Origin of the sequence: Streptomyces sp. NRRL S-646, assembly GCF_000720765.1 — a bacterium.
Taxonomy (GTDB): domain Bacteria; phylum Actinomycetota; class Actinomycetes; order Streptomycetales; family Streptomycetaceae; genus Streptomyces.
This window is the reverse complement of record NZ_JODC01000033.1, coordinates 1-15,645: the sequence shown is the minus strand read 5'-3', so window position 1 is coordinate 15,645 and position 15,645 is coordinate 1. Positions and strand designations below refer to the sequence as shown.

At 69.5% G+C, this 15,645-nt stretch carries 16 protein-coding genes and 1 pseudogene; 5 read left to right on the top strand and 12 right to left on the bottom strand.

Annotated elements, in window-relative coordinates; all coding sequences use genetic code 11:
* Nucleotides 1–73: 73 nt before the first annotated feature.
* The 8 genes from IH68_RS0145735 to kdpF form a co-directional block, all read right to left on the bottom strand.
* Nucleotides 74–253, bottom strand: coding sequence for a hypothetical protein (locus tag IH68_RS0145735; protein ID WP_030948881.1), 180 nt, complete (start codon nucleotides 251–253; stop codon nucleotides 74–76).
* A 254-nt stretch (nucleotides 254–507) separates the two neighbouring features.
* A complete protein-coding gene (gene lysA / locus IH68_RS0145730) occupies nucleotides 508–1,842 on the bottom strand; it encodes a diaminopimelate decarboxylase (RefSeq protein WP_030948879.1) in 1,335 nt (444 codons plus the stop codon).
* A gap of 12 nt (nucleotides 1,843–1,854) precedes the next feature.
* On the bottom strand, nucleotides 1,855–2,190 hold the full coding sequence (locus tag IH68_RS0145725) for an SAV_915 family protein (RefSeq protein WP_030948877.1): 336 nt from the start codon (nucleotides 2,188–2,190) through the stop codon (nucleotides 1,855–1,857).
* 293 nt (nucleotides 2,191–2,483) lie between these two features.
* Complete coding sequence (locus tag IH68_RS0145720) at nucleotides 2,484–3,167, bottom strand: response regulator (protein ID WP_030948874.1); 684 nt, start codon at nucleotides 3,165–3,167, stop codon at nucleotides 2,484–2,486.
* Between the two features lie 132 nt (nucleotides 3,168–3,299).
* Nucleotides 3,300–3,968, bottom strand: coding sequence for a potassium-transporting ATPase subunit C (locus IH68_RS0145715; RefSeq protein ID WP_030948873.1), 669 nt, complete (start codon nucleotides 3,966–3,968; stop codon nucleotides 3,300–3,302).
* 24 nt (nucleotides 3,969–3,992) lie between these two features.
* Nucleotides 3,993–6,128 (bottom strand): potassium-transporting ATPase subunit KdpB, encoded by a 2,136-nt coding sequence (kdpB, locus tag IH68_RS0145710; protein WP_030948871.1) that lies wholly within the window; start codon nucleotides 6,126–6,128, stop codon nucleotides 3,993–3,995.
* Nucleotides 6,125–7,804: a potassium-transporting ATPase subunit KdpA gene (kdpA, locus tag IH68_RS0145705; protein ID WP_030948869.1), complete on the bottom strand. Its 1,680-nt coding sequence runs from the start codon at nucleotides 7,802–7,804 to the stop codon at nucleotides 6,125–6,127. Before kdpA ends, kdpB begins: the two co-directional genes overlap by 4 nt.
* Nucleotides 7,805–7,812: 8 nt before the next feature.
* Nucleotides 7,813–7,902 carry a K(+)-transporting ATPase subunit F gene (gene kdpF / locus IH68_RS52470; RefSeq protein ID WP_009326374.1) on the bottom strand — a complete coding sequence of 30 codons (90 nt, stop codon included), beginning with the start codon at nucleotides 7,900–7,902 and terminating at the stop codon, nucleotides 7,813–7,815.
* A gap of 274 nt (nucleotides 7,903–8,176) precedes the next feature.
* Here kdpF and IH68_RS60025 point away from each other — a divergent pair.
* The 5 genes and pseudogenes from IH68_RS60025 to IH68_RS0145670 all read left to right on the top strand — a co-directional run bounded on the left by IH68_RS60025 (nucleotide 8,177) and on the right by IH68_RS0145670 (nucleotide 11,954).
* Nucleotides 8,177–9,087, top strand: a pseudogene (locus IH68_RS60025) (amidohydrolase).
* 113 nt (nucleotides 9,088–9,200) lie between these two features.
* Nucleotides 9,201–9,773 (top strand): MarR family winged helix-turn-helix transcriptional regulator, encoded by a 573-nt coding sequence (locus IH68_RS0145680; RefSeq protein WP_030948862.1) that lies wholly within the window; start codon nucleotides 9,201–9,203, stop codon nucleotides 9,771–9,773.
* Nucleotides 9,770–9,928: a glutamine amidotransferase-related protein gene (locus tag IH68_RS59315; protein WP_267883791.1), complete on the top strand. Its 159-nt coding sequence runs from the start codon at nucleotides 9,770–9,772 to the stop codon at nucleotides 9,926–9,928. Before IH68_RS0145680 ends, IH68_RS59315 begins: the two co-directional genes overlap by 4 nt.
* A gap of 42 nt (nucleotides 9,929–9,970) precedes the next feature.
* Nucleotides 9,971–10,270: a hypothetical protein gene (locus tag IH68_RS52200; protein WP_159403849.1), complete on the top strand. Its 300-nt coding sequence runs from the start codon at nucleotides 9,971–9,973 to the stop codon at nucleotides 10,268–10,270.
* A gap of 304 nt (nucleotides 10,271–10,574) precedes the next feature.
* Complete coding sequence (locus tag IH68_RS0145670; RefSeq protein WP_030948859.1) at nucleotides 10,575–11,954, top strand: hypothetical protein; 1,380 nt, start codon at nucleotides 10,575–10,577, stop codon at nucleotides 11,952–11,954.
* Between the two features lie 254 nt (nucleotides 11,955–12,208).
* Here the strand turns inward: IH68_RS0145670 and IH68_RS0145665 are convergent, their stop codons facing one another.
* The 4 genes from IH68_RS0145665 to IH68_RS50965 form a co-directional block, all read right to left on the bottom strand.
* Nucleotides 12,209–12,592 (bottom strand): peptidase inhibitor family I36 protein, encoded by a 384-nt coding sequence (locus IH68_RS0145665; RefSeq protein ID WP_107057649.1) that lies wholly within the window; start codon nucleotides 12,590–12,592, stop codon nucleotides 12,209–12,211.
* Nucleotides 12,593–13,141: 549 nt separating this feature from the next.
* Nucleotides 13,142–14,407 (bottom strand): NAD(P)/FAD-dependent oxidoreductase, encoded by a 1,266-nt coding sequence (locus tag IH68_RS0145660; protein WP_030948854.1) that lies wholly within the window; start codon nucleotides 14,405–14,407, stop codon nucleotides 13,142–13,144.
* Nucleotides 14,404–15,198: an amino acid ABC transporter ATP-binding protein gene (locus tag IH68_RS0145655; RefSeq protein ID WP_030948851.1), complete on the bottom strand. Its 795-nt coding sequence runs from the start codon at nucleotides 15,196–15,198 to the stop codon at nucleotides 14,404–14,406. Before IH68_RS0145655 ends, IH68_RS0145660 begins: the two co-directional genes overlap by 4 nt.
* Nucleotides 15,195–15,645: ABC transporter permease subunit (locus IH68_RS50965; RefSeq protein WP_037886394.1), on the bottom strand; the 451-nt coding region annotated here is incomplete at its 5' end. The genes IH68_RS0145655 and IH68_RS50965, both read right to left, overlap by 4 nt.

Here is a 15,645-nt window from a genome sequence, read left to right as displayed (position 1 = left end):
GTACGCGGCCCGGAGACGACGCGGGGACACGGCGCGGGACTAGCCCAGACGGCTCAGGGCACCGAGGTTCACGTCACCGCCGCTTATCGATGACCTTCGCGTGCACGAGCGTTCCGGCGAGTTCGATGCGCAGACGCGGATCGTCAGCAGTTTTCTCGGAGTGGAGCTGCAGCTTGGAGTAGGTGAGATTGAGCCCGTCGGTGTCGATCACGACGCCCGGTGAGCCGACGAGAATCAGCTTGCCGTGTGCCATGTCCGTCTCGATCCGCAGGACGTCCGATGTGACACCGCGCGGGTGAAGTCGAAGGTCACTCGGCACAATTGAGCGCGCAGCTCAATGCGGGCGGGCATGCGATGCCCGCAGGCCGGGCGGCTCGTTGGACATGACAGCCACGTCAGCGGCGCTGGGTGGAGCCGGGTCTGCGGGAGACCGCACCGGAACCGGGCCGCCATGACCGGCCGAATGCGAACCACCGGGCCATGGCCCCACTTTGAGACCCACACGCCCTAAAGGCCCACGTCGCGGACACGGATGTCGTGCAGGGACTCCCGCCGCACGAGCAGCCGCGCGTGACCGTCGCGCACGGCGGCGACGGGTGGGCGGCCGACCAGGTTGTATCCGGAGGCCATGGAGAGGTGGTAGGCGCCGGCGACCGGGACGGCGAGGAGGTCCCCGGGGCGCACGTCCGCGGGGAGTTCGACGTCGGCGGCGAGCACGTCTCCGGCCTCGCAGTGCCGGCCGACGACAGTGACTGAGGCCCGGTCGGCGGTGGTGTGGCGGCCGATGAGGCGGGGTGCGTAGTGGACTCCGTACAGGGCAGGGCGCGGGTTGTCGCTCATGCCGCCGTCGACGGCGACGTACGTGAGGGCGCCGGTGCGCTTGACGGCGAGGACCCGGTACAGGGCGATGCCCGCCGGTCCGGCGATGGCCCGCCCTGGTTCGATGATCAGGCGGGGAACGGCCAGTCCGGCCGTCGCGCACGCCTCGGTGAGCTCGGTACGGACCTTGCGGGCCAAGGTGGTCAGGTCCATGGACATCTCGCCGGGGCGGTAGGCGATGCCGTGGCCGCCGCCGAGATCGAGCTCGGGCAGGACGAGGCCGTGCTGCTCATGGAGGCGGGCCATGAGGCCCACGATCCGCCGCACGGCGGCCAGATAAGGCTTGACGCTGGTGATCTGCGAGCCCAAGTGACAGTGCAGGCCGGTGAGTTCGAGTTGCGGCTGGTCGAGTATCCGGGCGATCGCGTGTTGGGCGTAGCCGTCGGAGATGCTGAGGCCGAACTTCTGGTCCTCGGTGCCGGTGCGGATCTTCTCGTGGCCGCCGGCGCTGATGCCGGGCGCGACGCGGACCATGACCTTCTGGTGGCCTTGGGGTCCGACGGCGGCGGCCAGCCGGGCGATCTCCGACGGGCTGTCGATGACGATGCGGCCCACGCCGAGGCGCAGCGCCGATGCCAGGTCACGTGGGGACTTGGCGTTGCCGTGCAGCACGATCCGCCCGGGCGGAAACCCGGTCATGACGGCCAGCTCCAGCTCACCGGCCGAGCAGACGTCGAGCCCGAGCCCTTCCTCGTCCATCCAGTGGATCATTGCACGGCACAGGAACGCCTTGGCCGCGTACAGGATCTCGGTGTCGGGGAAGGCGTTCCGGTAGGTGCGGCAGCGGTCGCGGACCTCCGCCTCGTCGAGGACGTAGACGGGTGTGCCGAGGCGGTCGGCGATCTCGGCGAGCGGTACGCCGCCGACCGCCACCTCGCCCGGCCGGCATTCGGCGGTCGACGCAGGCCAGACCGAGAGGTCGCCGTCGATGGTGGTGACGGAACTGTCGTGAACGGCGGTCATCGTGGCCTCTCTTCAGCCGACGCGCACAGGGAGCGCGGGGACGACGGGGTTCACCGGCCGGGTGGCCGGGGCCGTGAACTGGGGATCCAAGGTGACGGTGGTGACGCCGAGCGGTTCGGTCAGCGCGCGGAGAGCCGGCTCGGCGAGCCTGATCCACGCCTGTCCGGGGCCGAGCGTCGCGATGAGCCGGTTCTCGGAGGTGAAGCCGACGGCCGTACGGTCGCCGAGAGGTGTGCGGAAGACACGCGTCACACACCCCGAGGGCCCCGGCCGGACGGGAACGAACAGTGGTCCGGCCGGGAACCGATCAGAAGGTTCCGGGTCTTCGCCGCACAGGATGTCTGCCATGAATGCCTCCGGGGACCGGGACCCGAGTGGGTACGGATGGGTCGAGTGGCTTGACGGCCCCGAACGCGGGGAGGCGGAACGGGGCTCGCCGCTGACGTTACGCCCGCCCGCCCTGGTGATCCGTCGGCTCATGACGCAACGCTGACGGGCATCGGGCAAACGCTGATGTGGCGCTGACACCGGAGGTGATGGCTGCCTCGAACGCCGTCACGGTGCGCCTCGGAGAGCATGGCGTAGTTCTTGCCGACGCCGGGTGCCGCGCCGAGGTGATCCGGAGCCTTCCACGTGCCATGTCACCCCTCGAAGCGGTAGCCCATGCCGGGCTCGGTGATCAGATAGCGGGGGTGGGACGGGTCCGTCTCCAGTTTGCGGCGCAGCTGGGCCATGTAGACGCGCAGGTAGTTGGTCTTGTTGCTCTGCGAGACGCCCCAGACCTCCTGAAGGAGGTGCCTCTGGGTGATCAGCCGCCCCGGGTTGGTCACCAGGATCTCCAGCAGGTGCCACTCGGTCGGGGTCAGCCGCACGTCCCGTCCGCTCCGGACGACCTTCTTGGCGAGCAGGTCGATGCTGAAGTCCCCTGTCTCGACGAGTGACGTCTCCGGGACGAGCGGGGTGTCCTCGGTGCGGCGCACGGCGGCCCGCAGCCGGGCAAGCAGCTCGTCCATGCTGAACGGCTTGGTGACGTAGTCGTCCGCGCCGGCGTCGAGCGCGGCGACCTTCTCCTCGGACGCCTGCCGGGCGGACAGGACCAGGATCGGCACCCGTGTCCACCCGCGCAGCGCCTTGATGACGTCGACACCGTCCATGTCGGGCAGTCCGAGGTCGAGCATCACCACGTCGGGCTGCCGCGCGGCGGCGAGCCGCAGGGCCGTGGCGCCGTCGGGGGCCGCGTCCACGCCGTACTGCCGTGCCTGCAGGTTGATGACGAGGGCCCGTACGAGCTGCGGGTCGTCCTCCACCACGAGCACCCGGGTCATGGGTGTGTGCCCTTCCTGTCGTACGTCGGGCCGGGCGACGCCGGGCACGAGCCGATCGACGTCATGGCGGCGGGAGTTGAGGGGTCCGGATGGCTCCCGGCCCCCAACTCCCGTGCCTGTCAGGTCATCCCGTCAGCGCTTCGCCACAAGGTCCTTGAGTGCGATGTTGAGTTCGAGGACGTTCACGCGGGATTCGCCGATGAAGCCGAGGGTGCGGCCGTCGGTGTGGTCCTTGACCAGTTTCTCGACCTGGGCGACGGAGAGGTGGTTCTTCTCGGCGACCCGGTGAACCTGGAGCCCGGCGTAGGCCGGGGAGATGTCCGGGTCCAGGCCGGAGCCGGAGGACGTGACAGCGTCGGCGGGCACCTGCGAAGGCCTTACGGTGTAGCCGGGGACCGAGTTGTCCTTGATGACGGCCGCCTTGGCGTCCGTCACCTGCTGGATCAGGTCCTTGTTGTCGGCGGACAGGTTGGTCGCGCCGGACAGCAGCAGCTTGTACTGGGTGTTGACGCTGTTGCTGCCGAGGCCGTTGGCCGGACGGCCCTGGAACCACTTGAGATCGGGGTCCGGGGTCTGCTGGCCCTTCTTCAGCGGCAGGTTGTACGACTGCCCGATCAGGGACGAGCCGACGACCTTGCCGTCCGCCTTGATCTCGGAGCCGTTCGCCTTGCTGTTGAACAGCGCCTGGGCGATGCCGGTGACGACCAGCGGGTAGATGACGCCCGTCACCAGGGTCAGCACGAGGAGGGCGCGCAGGCCCGCCCCGAGCAACCGGGCGGTGTTGGTCACGGAGTTGTTCATGGCGATCAGCACGCTTTCAAGAAGTTACAGCCCGGGGATGAGGGAGATGAGAAGGTCGATGATCTTGATGCCGATGAACGGGGCGATCAGCCCGCCCAGTCCGTAGATCGTCAGGTTGCGGCGCAGCATCTTGTCGGCGCTGACCGGCCGGTACTGCACGCCCCTCAGGGAGAGCGGCACCAGCGCGATGATGATCAGCGCGTTGAAGACGACCGCCGACAGGATCGCGGAGTCCGGCGAGGACAGACCCATGATGTTGAGCTTGTCCAGACCCGGGTAGACCGCCGCGAACAGCGCCGGGATGATCGCGAAGTACTTCGCAACGTCGTTGGCGATGGAGAACGTCGTCAACGCGCCCCGGGTGATGAGGAGTTGCTTGCCGATCTCGACGATCTCGATCAGCTTGGTCGGGTTGGAGTCGAGGTCGACCATGTTGCCGGCCTCCTTGGCGGCCGACGTACCGGTGTTCATCGCCACGCCGACGTCCGCCTGCGCGAGCGCGGGCGCGTCGTTCGTGCCGTCACCGGTCATCGCGACGAGCTTGCCGCCCGCCTGCTCCCGCTTGATGAGCGCCATCTTGTCCTCGGGAGTGGCCTCCGCGAGGAAGTCGTCGACACCCGCCTCCTCGGCGATGGCCTTGGCCGTCAGCGGGTTGTCACCCGTGATCATGACGGTCTTGATGCCCATCCGGCGCAGCTCGTCGAACCGCTCGCGCATGCCCTCCTTGACGACGTCCTTGAGGTGGATGACGCCCAGCACACGCGCACCCCGGTCGTCGTTCACGGCCACGAGCAGCGGCGTACCGCCCGCCTGCGAGATGGCGTTGGCGACGGTGTCCGCGTCCTCGGGGACCGTGCCGCCCTCGTCCTGGACCCAGGCGATGACCGAACCGGCCGCGCCCTTGCGGATCTTCTTGCCGTCGACGTCCACGCCCGACATACGGGTCTGGGCGGTGAAGGCGATCCACTCGGCGTGCGCCAGGTCACCCTGGTGACGTTCGCGCAGCCCGTACGTCTCCTTCGCCAGTACGACGATGGAGCGGCCCTCGGGCGTCTCGTCGGCCAGCGACGACAGCTGGGCGGCGTCGGCGAGTTCGGCTTCCGTTACGTCGCGCACCGGCACGAACTCGGACGCTTGCCGGTTGCCGAGGGTGATGGTGCCGGTCTTGTCGAGCAGCAGGGTCGACACGTCTCCGGCGGCCTCGACCGCCCTGCCGGACATGGCCAGAACGTTGCGCTGGACCAGGCGGTCCATGCCCGCGATACCGATCGCGGAGAGCAGCGCCCCGATCGTGGTCGGGATCAGACAGACCAGCAGGGCGACCAGGACGACCATCGTCAGATGCGTGCCGGCGTAGTCGGCGAACGGCGGCAGCGTGGCGACGGCCAGCAGGAAGACGATCGTCAGCGAGGCCAGCAGGATGTTCAGCGCGATCTCGTTGGGCGTCTTCTGCCGGGCCGCGCCCTCGACGAGGTTGATCATCCGGTCGATGAAGGTCTCGCCGGGCTTCGTGGTGATCTTGATGACGATGCGGTCGGACAGCACCTTCGTACCGCCGGTGACGGCCGACCGGTCGCCGCCGGACTCGCGGATGACCGGGGCCGACTCACCGGTGATCGCCGACTCGTCGACCGAGGCGACGCCCTCGACGACGTCGCCGTCACCGGGGATGACGTCCCCGGCCTCGCAGACGACCAGGTCGCCGATGGTCAGCTCGGTGCCGGGCACCCGGTCCTCGGTCTCGCCGTCCTTGGACAGCCGGCGCGCGACCGTGTCGGTCTTGGCCTTGCGCAGCGTGTCGGCCTGCGCCTTGCCGCGGCCCTCGGCGACGGCCTCCGCCAGGTTGGCGAAGATCACGGTCAGCCACAGCCAGGCGCTGATCGTCCAGCCGAACCAGTCGCCCGGGTCCTTGAAGGAGAAGACGGTGGTCAGGACCGATCCGACGAGGACCACGAACATCACGGGGGACTTGACCATCACCCGCGGATCGAGCTTGCGGAAGGCGTCCGGCAGCGACTTGAGAAGCTGCTTCGGGTCGAAGAGGCCTGCGCCGACACGTCCTTCGGCGGGCTTGTGCCCGGTGGGTACGTCGCTGTGCGGCGCCCGGGTCGGAGTGGCTGTGGACATCGGGTCCTCTTGCTTCGTTGCGTCGGTTGTCATGACGCCAGCCCCTCGGCCAGCGGACCCAGCGCGAGGGCGGGGAAGTAGGTCAAACCGGTGATGATGAGGATTGCGCCCACCAGCAGGCCGGTGAACAGCGGCTTCTCGGTGCGCAGGGTGCCCGCGGTGGCAGGCACCGGCGTCTGCTCGGCGAGTGACCCGGCCAGCGCCAGCACGAAGATCATCGGCAGGAAGCGGCCGAGGATCATCGCGAGACCGGTCATCGTGTTGAACCAGTCGGTGTTCGCGTTCAGGCCCGCGAATGCAGAGCCGTTGTTGTTGGAGGCGGACGTGAAGGCGTAGAGGATCTCGGAGAAGCCGTGCGCGCCCGAGTTGAGCATCGAGTGCGGAGGCGTCGGCAGCGCCATGGAGACGGCCGTGAAGATCAGCACCAGCGCCGGCGTGATCAGGATGTAGCAGGCCGCCAGCTTGATCTCGCGGGAGCCGATCTTCTTGCCCAGGTACTCGGGCGTACGGCCGACCATCAGTCCGGCGATGAACACCGCGATGACCGCCATGATCAGCATGCCGTAGAGGCCGGAGCCGGTGCCGCCGGGCGCGATCTCGCCCAGCATCATGCCGAGCATGGTGATGCCGCCGCCGAGACCCGTGAACGACGAGTGGAAGGAGTCCACCGCACCGGTCGAGGTCAGCGTGGTCGACACCGCGAAGATCGACGAGGAGCCGACGCCGAAGCGCACCTCCTTGCCCTCCATCGCACCGTGCGCGAGCTGGAACGCCGGGCCGTGGTGGGCGAACTCGGTCCACATCATCAGGACGACGAAGCCGACCCAGATGGTGGCCATCGTGGCGAGGATCGCGTAACCCTGCTTCACGCTCCCGACCATCACGCCGAACGTCCGGGTGAGCGAGAACGGGATGACGAGCAGCAGGAAGATCTCGAAGAGGTTCGTGAAGGGTGTCGGATTCTCGAACGGGTGGGCGGAGTTGGCGTTGAAGTAACCACCGCCGTTCGTACCGAACTCCTTGATGGCCTCCTGCGAGGCCACCGCGCCGCCGTTCCACTGCTGATGCCCACCCATGCTGTGCCCATTGAAGAATTGCCCGACCTCATCGATGCCGGAGAAGTTCTGAATGACACCGCAGGCGACCAGCACGATCGCCGCGACAGCGGCGCCCGGTACCAGGATCCGGATCGTGCCGCGCACCAAGTCGGACCAGAAGTTGCCCAGTTCACCGGTCCGCGAGCGCACGAACCCTCGTACAAGCGCCACGGCGACGGCGATGCCGACGGCCGCGGAGACAAAGTTCTGCACGGCCAGCCCGGCCGTCTGCACGACGTGGCCCATGGCCTGCTCGCCGTAGTACGACTGCCAGTTGGTGTTGGTCACGAACGACGCGGCGGTGTTGAACGCCTGCGCCGGCTCGATCGAGGAGAAGCCGAGCGAGCCGGGCAGGACGCCCTGCAGCCGCTGCAGCAGGTAGAGGAAGAGGACGCTCACCGCGGAGAAGGCGAGCACACCGCGTAGGTACGCCGACCAGCGCATCTCCGCATCAGGGTTGGCACCGATGCCCTTGTAGACCCACTTCTCGACCCGCCAGTGCTTGTCGGAGGAGTAGACCTTGGCCATGTAGTTGCCGAGGGGGACGTAGGCGAGCGCCAGTGCGCCTGTCAGGGCAAGCAGCTGGAGGAAGCCGGCGAGTACGGGACCCATGTGGTGGCTCAGAACCTCTCCGGGAAGATCAGGGCGAGGACGAGATAGCCCAGCAGGGCGACGGCCACAACCAGGCCGACGACGTTCTCGGCGGTCACAGCTTGGTCACCCCCTTGGCGACGAGGGCCACCAGCGCGAAGACCGCGAGTGTGGTGACGACGAAGGCCACGTCGGCCATCGCGAGCTCCTAGAGCAGGTACGGAAATCCGCGAGCGGATCGGACGACTAGAGGAAACCTCGTCCCTGGCCGGATCCGAGCGTCGTTGACGGCTCCCTTACGGCGGTCCGTACACCTTTGACGCAACTCATACGGCACCTGCGCCGGCCTGTGGCAAGGAGCCGCCGACGGGCATCGGACCACGGTGTACGGCTGTGCGGGCGTCATTGAACGGCAGGCCCGGGTCAGCGTCCTGCTGCTGCCCGCGCCGATGGGCGGCTCCGCCGACGACGTACGCAAGGGGCCTTGCCGAGCTGCGGCGCCCGGGGTCGGCCGACCTCCGTCTCCTGCGCGTCATCGGCGTCAAGATCTTCGCCGACGGGATGCCGCCGAACCGTACGGCCTGGACGAACGAGCAGTATGCCGACGGCGGCCACGGCGCGCTCTGTGTGCACGGCGAGACCCCCGCGCTCCAGGTCGACGAACTGCACGAGATGATCCGCACCGCCCACGAGGCGGGCTTCCAGTTGGGCGTGCACGTCACCGGTGACCGGGCCATCGACACGGTCGTGGACGCCTTCGTCGCCGCGAACGAGGCCGCGCCCCGGCCCGACGCCCGGCACAACATCATCCACGGCGACTTCATCGACGCCGGCAGCCTCGCCAAGCTCGCCGCGCACGGCTACGGCATCAACATGAACCCCGCCATCAGGTGGACGATCTCCGACCTGATGGACGAGGTCGTCGGGCCCGAGCGGTCCGCCTACCAGTGGCCGTACGGTCCACCGTCGAGGCCGGGATCGCGGTCTGCGCCAGTTCGGACGCACCGATCACGGAGCCCGACTGGCGGCAGGGTGTGGCCGCGATGATGCTTCGGGAGTCGAAGGCGAGCGGCCGGCCCAGCGGCCCCGACCACTGCGTGGGCCTCGCCGAGGACCTGCAGGCGTACACGGTCAACGCGGCCCGTCAGGACTTCGCCGAGGAATGGAAAGGGACGGTCGAGACCGGCAAGGTCGCGGACCTGTGCGTATTGGACCGCCCGCTGCTGGGCCTGGATCCGCACGCGATCACGGATGCGGAGGTGGACCTGACGGTGTGCGACGGGCGCATCGTCCACGAACGCTGAAGCCCTTCGCGATTCTCTGCGTGATTCCCTGCCTGGCTCGCCACGTGACTCGCTTCGTCATTCCCTCCGTACAATTTGAGTCCGAACGGTCAATGAAGTGCGAGGGAGCGCCCGTGCCAGGCCAGCGATCCATCACCGAAGCCGAGAAGCTCGCCGCGGCGAAGCTCGGCGGCATCCCGATACGACGGGACCAGATGGCCGCCGTGGCCAACATCTACCGGGCCGCCTCCGCCGTACGCCAGCACGTGGAGAACTCGGTGCTGCGCGGCTCCGACCTGACCTGGACGGCGTTCGTCGTGCTGTGGGTCGTATGGGTGTGGGGCGAGTCGGAGACCCGGCACGTGGCCGAGGAGGCGGGCATCTCCAAGGGGACCCTGACCGGGGTCTCGCGGACTCTGGAGTCCCGAGGACTGGTCAGGCGGGCCGGCCACCCGACGGACGGCCGGCTGGTGCTGCTCAGCCTCACCGACGAGGGCGAGCAGCTGATGCAGCGGCTGTTCCCCGCCTTCAACGAGGAAGAGGCCTTCGTCACAGGCCAGTTGACGGATGAAGAGTGCCGGACGCTGGCGGAGGGCTTGCGGCGCGTGGTGATCCAGGTGGAGGAGAACGGCGAGGAGCGCCGCCAGTCCCTCCTCAACGGCGCAGAGCCGGCACCCCGGCGGAGTGGCCGGCGGGCGAAGGGCTGAGTTGCAGTTGGATCGGCGGGGAGCTCGCCCTGCTGCGCAAGGCTCACCGTTTCGGCATACCCGTGCTCGGCGTCTGCTTCGGCGCCCAGGCGCTCACCGCCGCCCTCGGCGGCTCGGTCGAGCCGTCGCCGCGTCCCGAGATCGGCTGGACCTAGATCGACACGTACGACACCTCGCTCGTGGGCCGGCTCCCCTGGATGCAGTGGCATTACGGCCGGTGCGTACTGGCACCGGGCGCAGAGGAGTCGGCGCGAAACGAGGTGGGCGTGCAGGTGTTCCGGGTGGGGCGGAGCCTCGGGGTGCAGTTCCATCCGGAGATCACGATGTGGATGCTGCGCGGGTGGCTGGCGAACGGCGGTGCGGAGCAGGCGCTGCGGCACGGTGTCGACCCCGGCCAACTCCTCGCCCGCGGCGGCGACTTGGAGGCGATCGCCCGGTTGAACGCGCGCAACCTGGTCGACGGGTTCCTCGATCGGGTGGCGGACGCAACGGACTGACGCAGGCCGCAGCGGGCACAGCTCAACCGCCTGTCGAGCTGCGGACCGACACGTAGTCGACAAGCATGGGCACACCGGACCGGGTGGACGAGCTGGGCAATGTGGCCAACCGGTCAAGAGGGGGCGAGACGCGGGGAGTTGGGGCGCAAGCCGGCCCGTCGCCACATCCGATGCCCAGACACCTCTCCCCTCGCGCATCACCTTGACCACCACCGCCCGGACCAGCAGAATATGGCCACTTGAGAGCGCTCTCAGAGCTGAGCTCTCGGACCCAGCAGCGTCACCGACCCCGAGGAGAGCAGCCATGGCCGAGATCGCCCGTCGGACGATCATCGGGGCGGGGAGCGCCGCTGCGGCCCTGGCCGTGTTCGGCAGTGGTACGGCTCGCGCGGCCACCGGGTCGACTCCCGCCGCCGAGGCGGAAGATGCCCGCATGCGCGGCTACGCCTTCCTCGCTGCGGCCATGGACGGCTACCCGGACCACGGCAGCATCCGCCTGGCCCAGAGCTACACCGATCAGGCCGGGCTCTTCAGCACGGCGTTCACCTACGACAACGCCCTCGCGATCCTGGCCCTCCTCTTCCACTCCGACCCCGGTTCACGCGCCAGAGCCGCGACTCTCGGAGACGCGCTGCTCTACGCACAGACCCACGACCCGCAGCACACGGACGGCAGGCTCCGGCAGGCGTACAACGTGGGCCCGTACGTCTTCTACGACGGTTCACCGCAGCCGGACGGCTTTGTGCGCGCGGACGGCACCGTGAACGTCGGCACTCAATTCGGCTTCACCGGTACGGCTGTCGGGGACATGGCCTGGGCGGGCATCGCGCTGGCTGCGCTGGCCGCACGCACGGGGGCGGCCCGGTTCCTGAAGGGCGCCGAACGGATCGGCGAGTGGGTGGAGGCGCACGGCCGCACCGACGAGCCGCTCGGCGGCTACAAGTTCGGTGTCGACGGCAGCGATCAGAAGCTTCCCTTCACCTCCACCGAGCACAACATCGATCTGACCTGCCTCTTCGCGCGTCTCGCCCGGCTCACCGGGGACGGCGTCTGGCTGAAGCGGCGGGCCCGCGCGCAGGCGTTCCTCGACAAGATGTGGAACGAGTCCGGCGGTTTCTTCTACACCGGCACCAACGACGGCGTCACTGTCAACACTTCGCCAGTGCCCGAGGACACCCAGACCTGGAGCTATCTGTCCCTCCACGACCGCCGCCGTGCCCGGTCGCTGGACTGGGCGGCAGGCAACCTCGCGGTGCTGGACACCGCCGACCGCACCAACAGCACGGTCCTCGCCGGTCAGTCTTACGAAGGCGTCACCTTCAGCTCGGCATCCCTCCTCGCGGACGAGAACTCGCCCATCGCGGCCTCCCAGCCCAAACCCGACCGCAACGGCGTGTGGTTCGAGGGCACCGCCCACCTCGCCCTGGCCCTGCGGGAACGCTGCGCGGCGGGCGACGAACGGCGTGCCGCTCGCCTCATCGCCTCCATCGAGCGGGCCCAGGACCGGCTCGGCGCGGGCCAGACAGTGGGGCGCAAGGCCCTGCCCGAACGGTCGGGGGTGGTCTCGGCCAGCAGTCCTCTGAACACCGGTTTCGGCTTCGGCTACTACCCGTACCGACACCTGGGCGCCACCGCCTGGTATCTGCTCGCGGCGTCCCGCGCCAATCCGCTGCGGGGACACTGAGCCGCCCCCGGGAGGTGCCCGGCCTCTGCGCCGGCGGGGCCCTTCTGCTGCGCGCCGTCCCTCCGGCGGCTGACAGTCCAGGCCGTCGGCCGGACGCCGTGCCGCCTGTCGCGGCGGCGGATCGAGCCGACACGGCGGCGAGCCGCCGGCCCCGACACGAAGCCGAGGTCGAGTGCAGGGGAGCCGAGAAGAGAGGTTTACCTCTTCCCGCTCCCCTGCCTCACAAGGTCAGGCAGCGTGCTTCCGCTGGTGTCCTAGCTGGTGACGCGGTAGGCGCTGACCCAAGCGCCGATGCTGTGGTAGCCGGATCCGTCGATGGTGATCGAACCCCCGGTGCAGTCGGCGTTGTCCCACAGCTCCACCTTGACGTCGGCGCCATTGGCGCGGGCGGAGCGGACGTTGTCGTTCCAGTTGTCGCCGACGTAGTGGCACTCCCCGGTGTTTCCGGAGAACGTCGTATTCGGACCCTCCCAGTCGGTGTCCGAGTAGGCAGTCCAGCTGGCGGCTGCCAGACGGGCGTGGCCGGTGGAGGAGTGGGAGGACGAGGAGGTGAGGGCCTGGGCGGATGACGGGTAGGCGCTGATGGCTGTGGCGGCCAGGACCGCAGCCGTGGCCATGATCCTACGCAAGACGGGCATGACGTCTCCTTCAACGATGAGCCCGGGATCTCGGTGTCTGTCCCCGGGCTAGGCAGACAGGGTTTTCGGCCGTGCTCCGCTGCCCGCCAGGCCTCTTCGAAGCCCCCGTAAAGCGACCGCAGCGTCGCTGGTCTGTCGCCCAAACTCGCAGGCTGCACCTGCCCCAGCAACACCTTTCGACCCTGCTCGAATCCGCTGCTTCGCGCGTTGAACGGGCGGCTGCGGAGCGGGAGTTGCGGGCGGCTCGCCGCGAGGAGCCGCCCGCCGAGCGGCAGCGGGCGGCGCTCACCTCCGCGGACTCCGGGCATGGCAAGCGGTCTGCAACCAGGGCGTCAGCCGTTCGGTCCTGACACACCCGCCGTGAAGGTGATCACGCCGCTCGTGTCTCCTCACTTGCACGGCGCTCCACCTCCGACGGCGCAGCCTGCTCGGCCCCGACCGAGTCCGTGACCTGGCAGCGCAAGGCCGACCGTCAGCAATACGCGGGCCAGGCGCGATGGGCCGACTTTGCGGCGATACCGGTACCCGGCCCACTGAGTCACCCCGGCATCAGTGGCGCAGCCGGTCGAAGCGGAACGGTTCAAGTGCTTCGGGGCGTCGGCCGGTGCGGACGTACTCGGTGAGGCGGCGCCCGGTGACCGGGCCCAGGGTGACGCCGAGCATGCCGTGTCCGGTGGCCACGAAGGCGTTGTCGTGGCCGGGGACGCGGTCGATGACCGGAAGGCCGTCGGGGAGGAAGGGACGGCCGCCGACCCAGGGGTCGCGGATCAGGCCGACCAGGTCGTCCGGGTCGTCGAACCAACGGCCCAGGTAGTGCCGGCTCGCGAGGGCGACGGCGACGACGCGGCGCCAGTCGAGACGGTTGTTGTTGCCGCTCAGCTCCATCGTGCCGCCGATCCGTGTCGTGCCGCCGATCGGTGAGGCCACGGCCCGGCGTTCGCCGAAGTACAGCGTGTGGCGGGGGGCGGGGTCCAGATCGACGGAGAAGCTGTAGCCCTTGCCCGCCTGGAGGGGCAGTGGGTGCCCCAGCGCCCCCAGGAGGCCGGAAGAGCGCATGCCGGCCGCGATGACGACGGACTGGCACGGAATCTCGCCCAAATCGGTACGCACCGCGGTGACTTGGCCGCCGGCCGTGCGGAACCCCACCGCCTCCGCGTTCTCATGGACCTTCACCCCGGCCGCGGCCAGCGCCTGTCCGAGCCCGAGGGCGAATGCCTCCGGGTCGACCACGCCCTCTCCCTCCACGAGATACGCCGCGCGCACCCCGGGCGACAGCGCATCGTCGAGCTGCCGGGCCTCGTCCCCGGTGGTGACGTCGTCGGGCAACGGGTAGCGGCCGTCGGCCATCTCCCGTTGTACGGCGAGGTGGTGGCGGGCCTGTGCCGGGGAGAGGAAGGCGTGGACCATGCCGGGGCGGGTCAGGGTGGTGCCGACTCCGGCGTCGCTCAGGCCGTCGAAGAGGTCGAAGGTGGTGCGGTTCAGCTCGGCGATCGCCGCGTAGCCGCGCCGGAAGGCGGCCGGGGTGCTGCTGCGCCAGAACCGCCACAGCCAGCGGACGAACGCCGGGTCGGGCAGGGGGCGTAGATACAGGGGCGAGTCCGGTCGGCCCAGGGAGCGCAGTGCGTACCGTACGACGCCCGGGGCCGGGACCGGCGTCGAATGGCTGAGGCAGACCCAGCCCGCGTTGCCCCGGGACACTCCCGAGCCCAGGCCGCGCCGTTCGACGACCTCCACCGCGAGGCCTGCCTCGGCCAGGTAGTACGCGGTGCACAGTCCGACGACGCCGCCGCCGAGGACCACCACGGGCGCGGTCATGAGGCCGACTCGTAGGAGGCGAGAAACGCCCGGGTGCGGGCCTGGGCGGGGCGGTCGAGGACGTCCTGCGGCGCTCCCTCCTCCACGATGCGGCCGCCGTCGACGAAGACGACGTGGTCGGACACCTCGCGGGCGAAGGGCAGTTCGTGGGTGACCAGCAGCATCGTCATGCCGTCGGCGGCCAGTTCACGCATCACGCCGAGCACTTCACGGGTGGCCTCCGGGTCCAGGGAGGAGGTGGGCTCGTCGAAGAGCAGCACCTCGGGCCGCAGCGCCAACGCACGGGCGATGGCCACGCGTTGCTGTTCTCCGCCGGAGAGCTGGTCCGGCTGGGCGAGGCCGCGGTGCGCCACGCCGACCCGGCGCAGCAGCGCGACGGCCCGCTCCAGCGCCTCCTGCTCCGGCACGCCGGCCCTGCGCTGCGCCAGGACGACGTTCTCCACGGCGGTGAGATGGGGGAAGAGGTTGAAGCGCTGGAAGACCATGCCGACGGTACGGCGCAGCCGGGGCAGGTCGCGGCACACCGTACGGCCGCCGCCGTGCACGACCTCGCCGGCCACCTCCACCGTCCCCTGGTCGGGGCGTTCGAGGAGGTTGATGCAGCGCATCAAGGTGGTCTTGCCGCCGCCGCTCTGCCCGATGACGCTGACGATGCGGCCGCGGTCGACCTCCAGGTTCACGTCGTCGAGCACCAGGCGGTCGTCGAAGGACTTGCTCAGGCCCTCGATCCGTACGACCGCCTCGGGGCGGGCCGGTGGCACGGTCTTCGCCGTGGTGACGGGCTCGGTCATACGGCAGCCTCTTTCGGGTCGGCCGGCGCGCCGAGGTCGGCGGCGAGCAGCGCACGGGCGGCGCGCATCCGGCGCCGTCGCCGGGGAGACAGGGGGACGCCGGCGCGTACCTTCCGCTCCAGCAGCAGGAGGGACTGGGAGAGCGGGTAGCACAGGGCGAAGTAGATGGCCGAGATGACCAGGTACACCTCCAGTGCACGGAACGTGGCCGAGGTGATGAGCCGGCCCTCCGACATCAGCTCGGCGGCGGAGACGGTGACCAGCAGCGAGGTCGACTTGAGCAGGTCGACCAGCATGGTGTTGGTGCCGGGCAGGGCCTGCCGGACGGCCTGCGGCAGGACGACGTGCGCGAAGATGCCCGCCTTGCCCAGTCCGAGCGCCTCGCCCGCCTCGGTCTGTCCGGCGTGCACGCCGCTGATCGCGGCACGGAAGATCTCGGACAGGTAG

What these genes read in the sequence shown, in the direction of transcription:
- kdpB (WP_030948871.1), bottom strand. Translation starts at nt 6,128, where the DNA reads ATGACAACCGACGCAACGAAGCAAGAGGACCCGATGTCCACAGCCACT.
- IH68_RS0145735 (WP_030948881.1), bottom strand. Translation starts at nt 253, where the DNA reads ATGGCACACGGCAAGCTGATTCTCGTCGGCTCACCGGGCGTCGTGATC.
- IH68_RS0145660 (WP_030948854.1), bottom strand. Translation starts at nt 14,407, where the DNA reads ATGACCGCGCCCGTGGTGGTCCTCGGCGGCGGCGTCGTCGGACTGTGC.
- lysA (WP_030948879.1), bottom strand. Translation starts at nt 1,842, where the DNA reads ATGACCGCCGTTCACGACAGTTCCGTCACCACCATCGACGGCGACCTC.
- IH68_RS0145665 (WP_107057649.1), bottom strand. Translation starts at nt 12,592, where the DNA reads ATGCCCGTCTTGCGTAGGATCATGGCCACGGCTGCGGTCCTGGCCGCC.
- IH68_RS52200 (WP_159403849.1), top strand. Translation starts at nt 9,971, where the DNA reads ATGCAGTGGCATTACGGCCGGTGCGTACTGGCACCGGGCGCAGAGGAG.
- IH68_RS0145720 (WP_030948874.1), bottom strand. Translation starts at nt 3,167, where the DNA reads ATGACCCGGGTGCTCGTGGTGGAGGACGACCCGCAGCTCGTACGGGCC.
- IH68_RS0145725 (WP_030948877.1), bottom strand. Translation starts at nt 2,190, where the DNA reads ATGGCAGACATCCTGTGCGGCGAAGACCCGGAACCTTCTGATCGGTTC.
- kdpA (WP_030948869.1), bottom strand. Translation starts at nt 7,804, where the DNA reads ATGGGTCCCGTACTCGCCGGCTTCCTCCAGCTGCTTGCCCTGACAGGC.
- IH68_RS0145715 (WP_030948873.1), bottom strand. Translation starts at nt 3,968, where the DNA reads ATGAACAACTCCGTGACCAACACCGCCCGGTTGCTCGGGGCGGGCCTG.
- IH68_RS0145670 (WP_030948859.1), top strand. Translation starts at nt 10,575, where the DNA reads ATGGCCGAGATCGCCCGTCGGACGATCATCGGGGCGGGGAGCGCCGCT.
- IH68_RS0145655 (WP_030948851.1), bottom strand. Translation starts at nt 15,198, where the DNA reads ATGACCGAGCCCGTCACCACGGCGAAGACCGTGCCACCGGCCCGCCCC.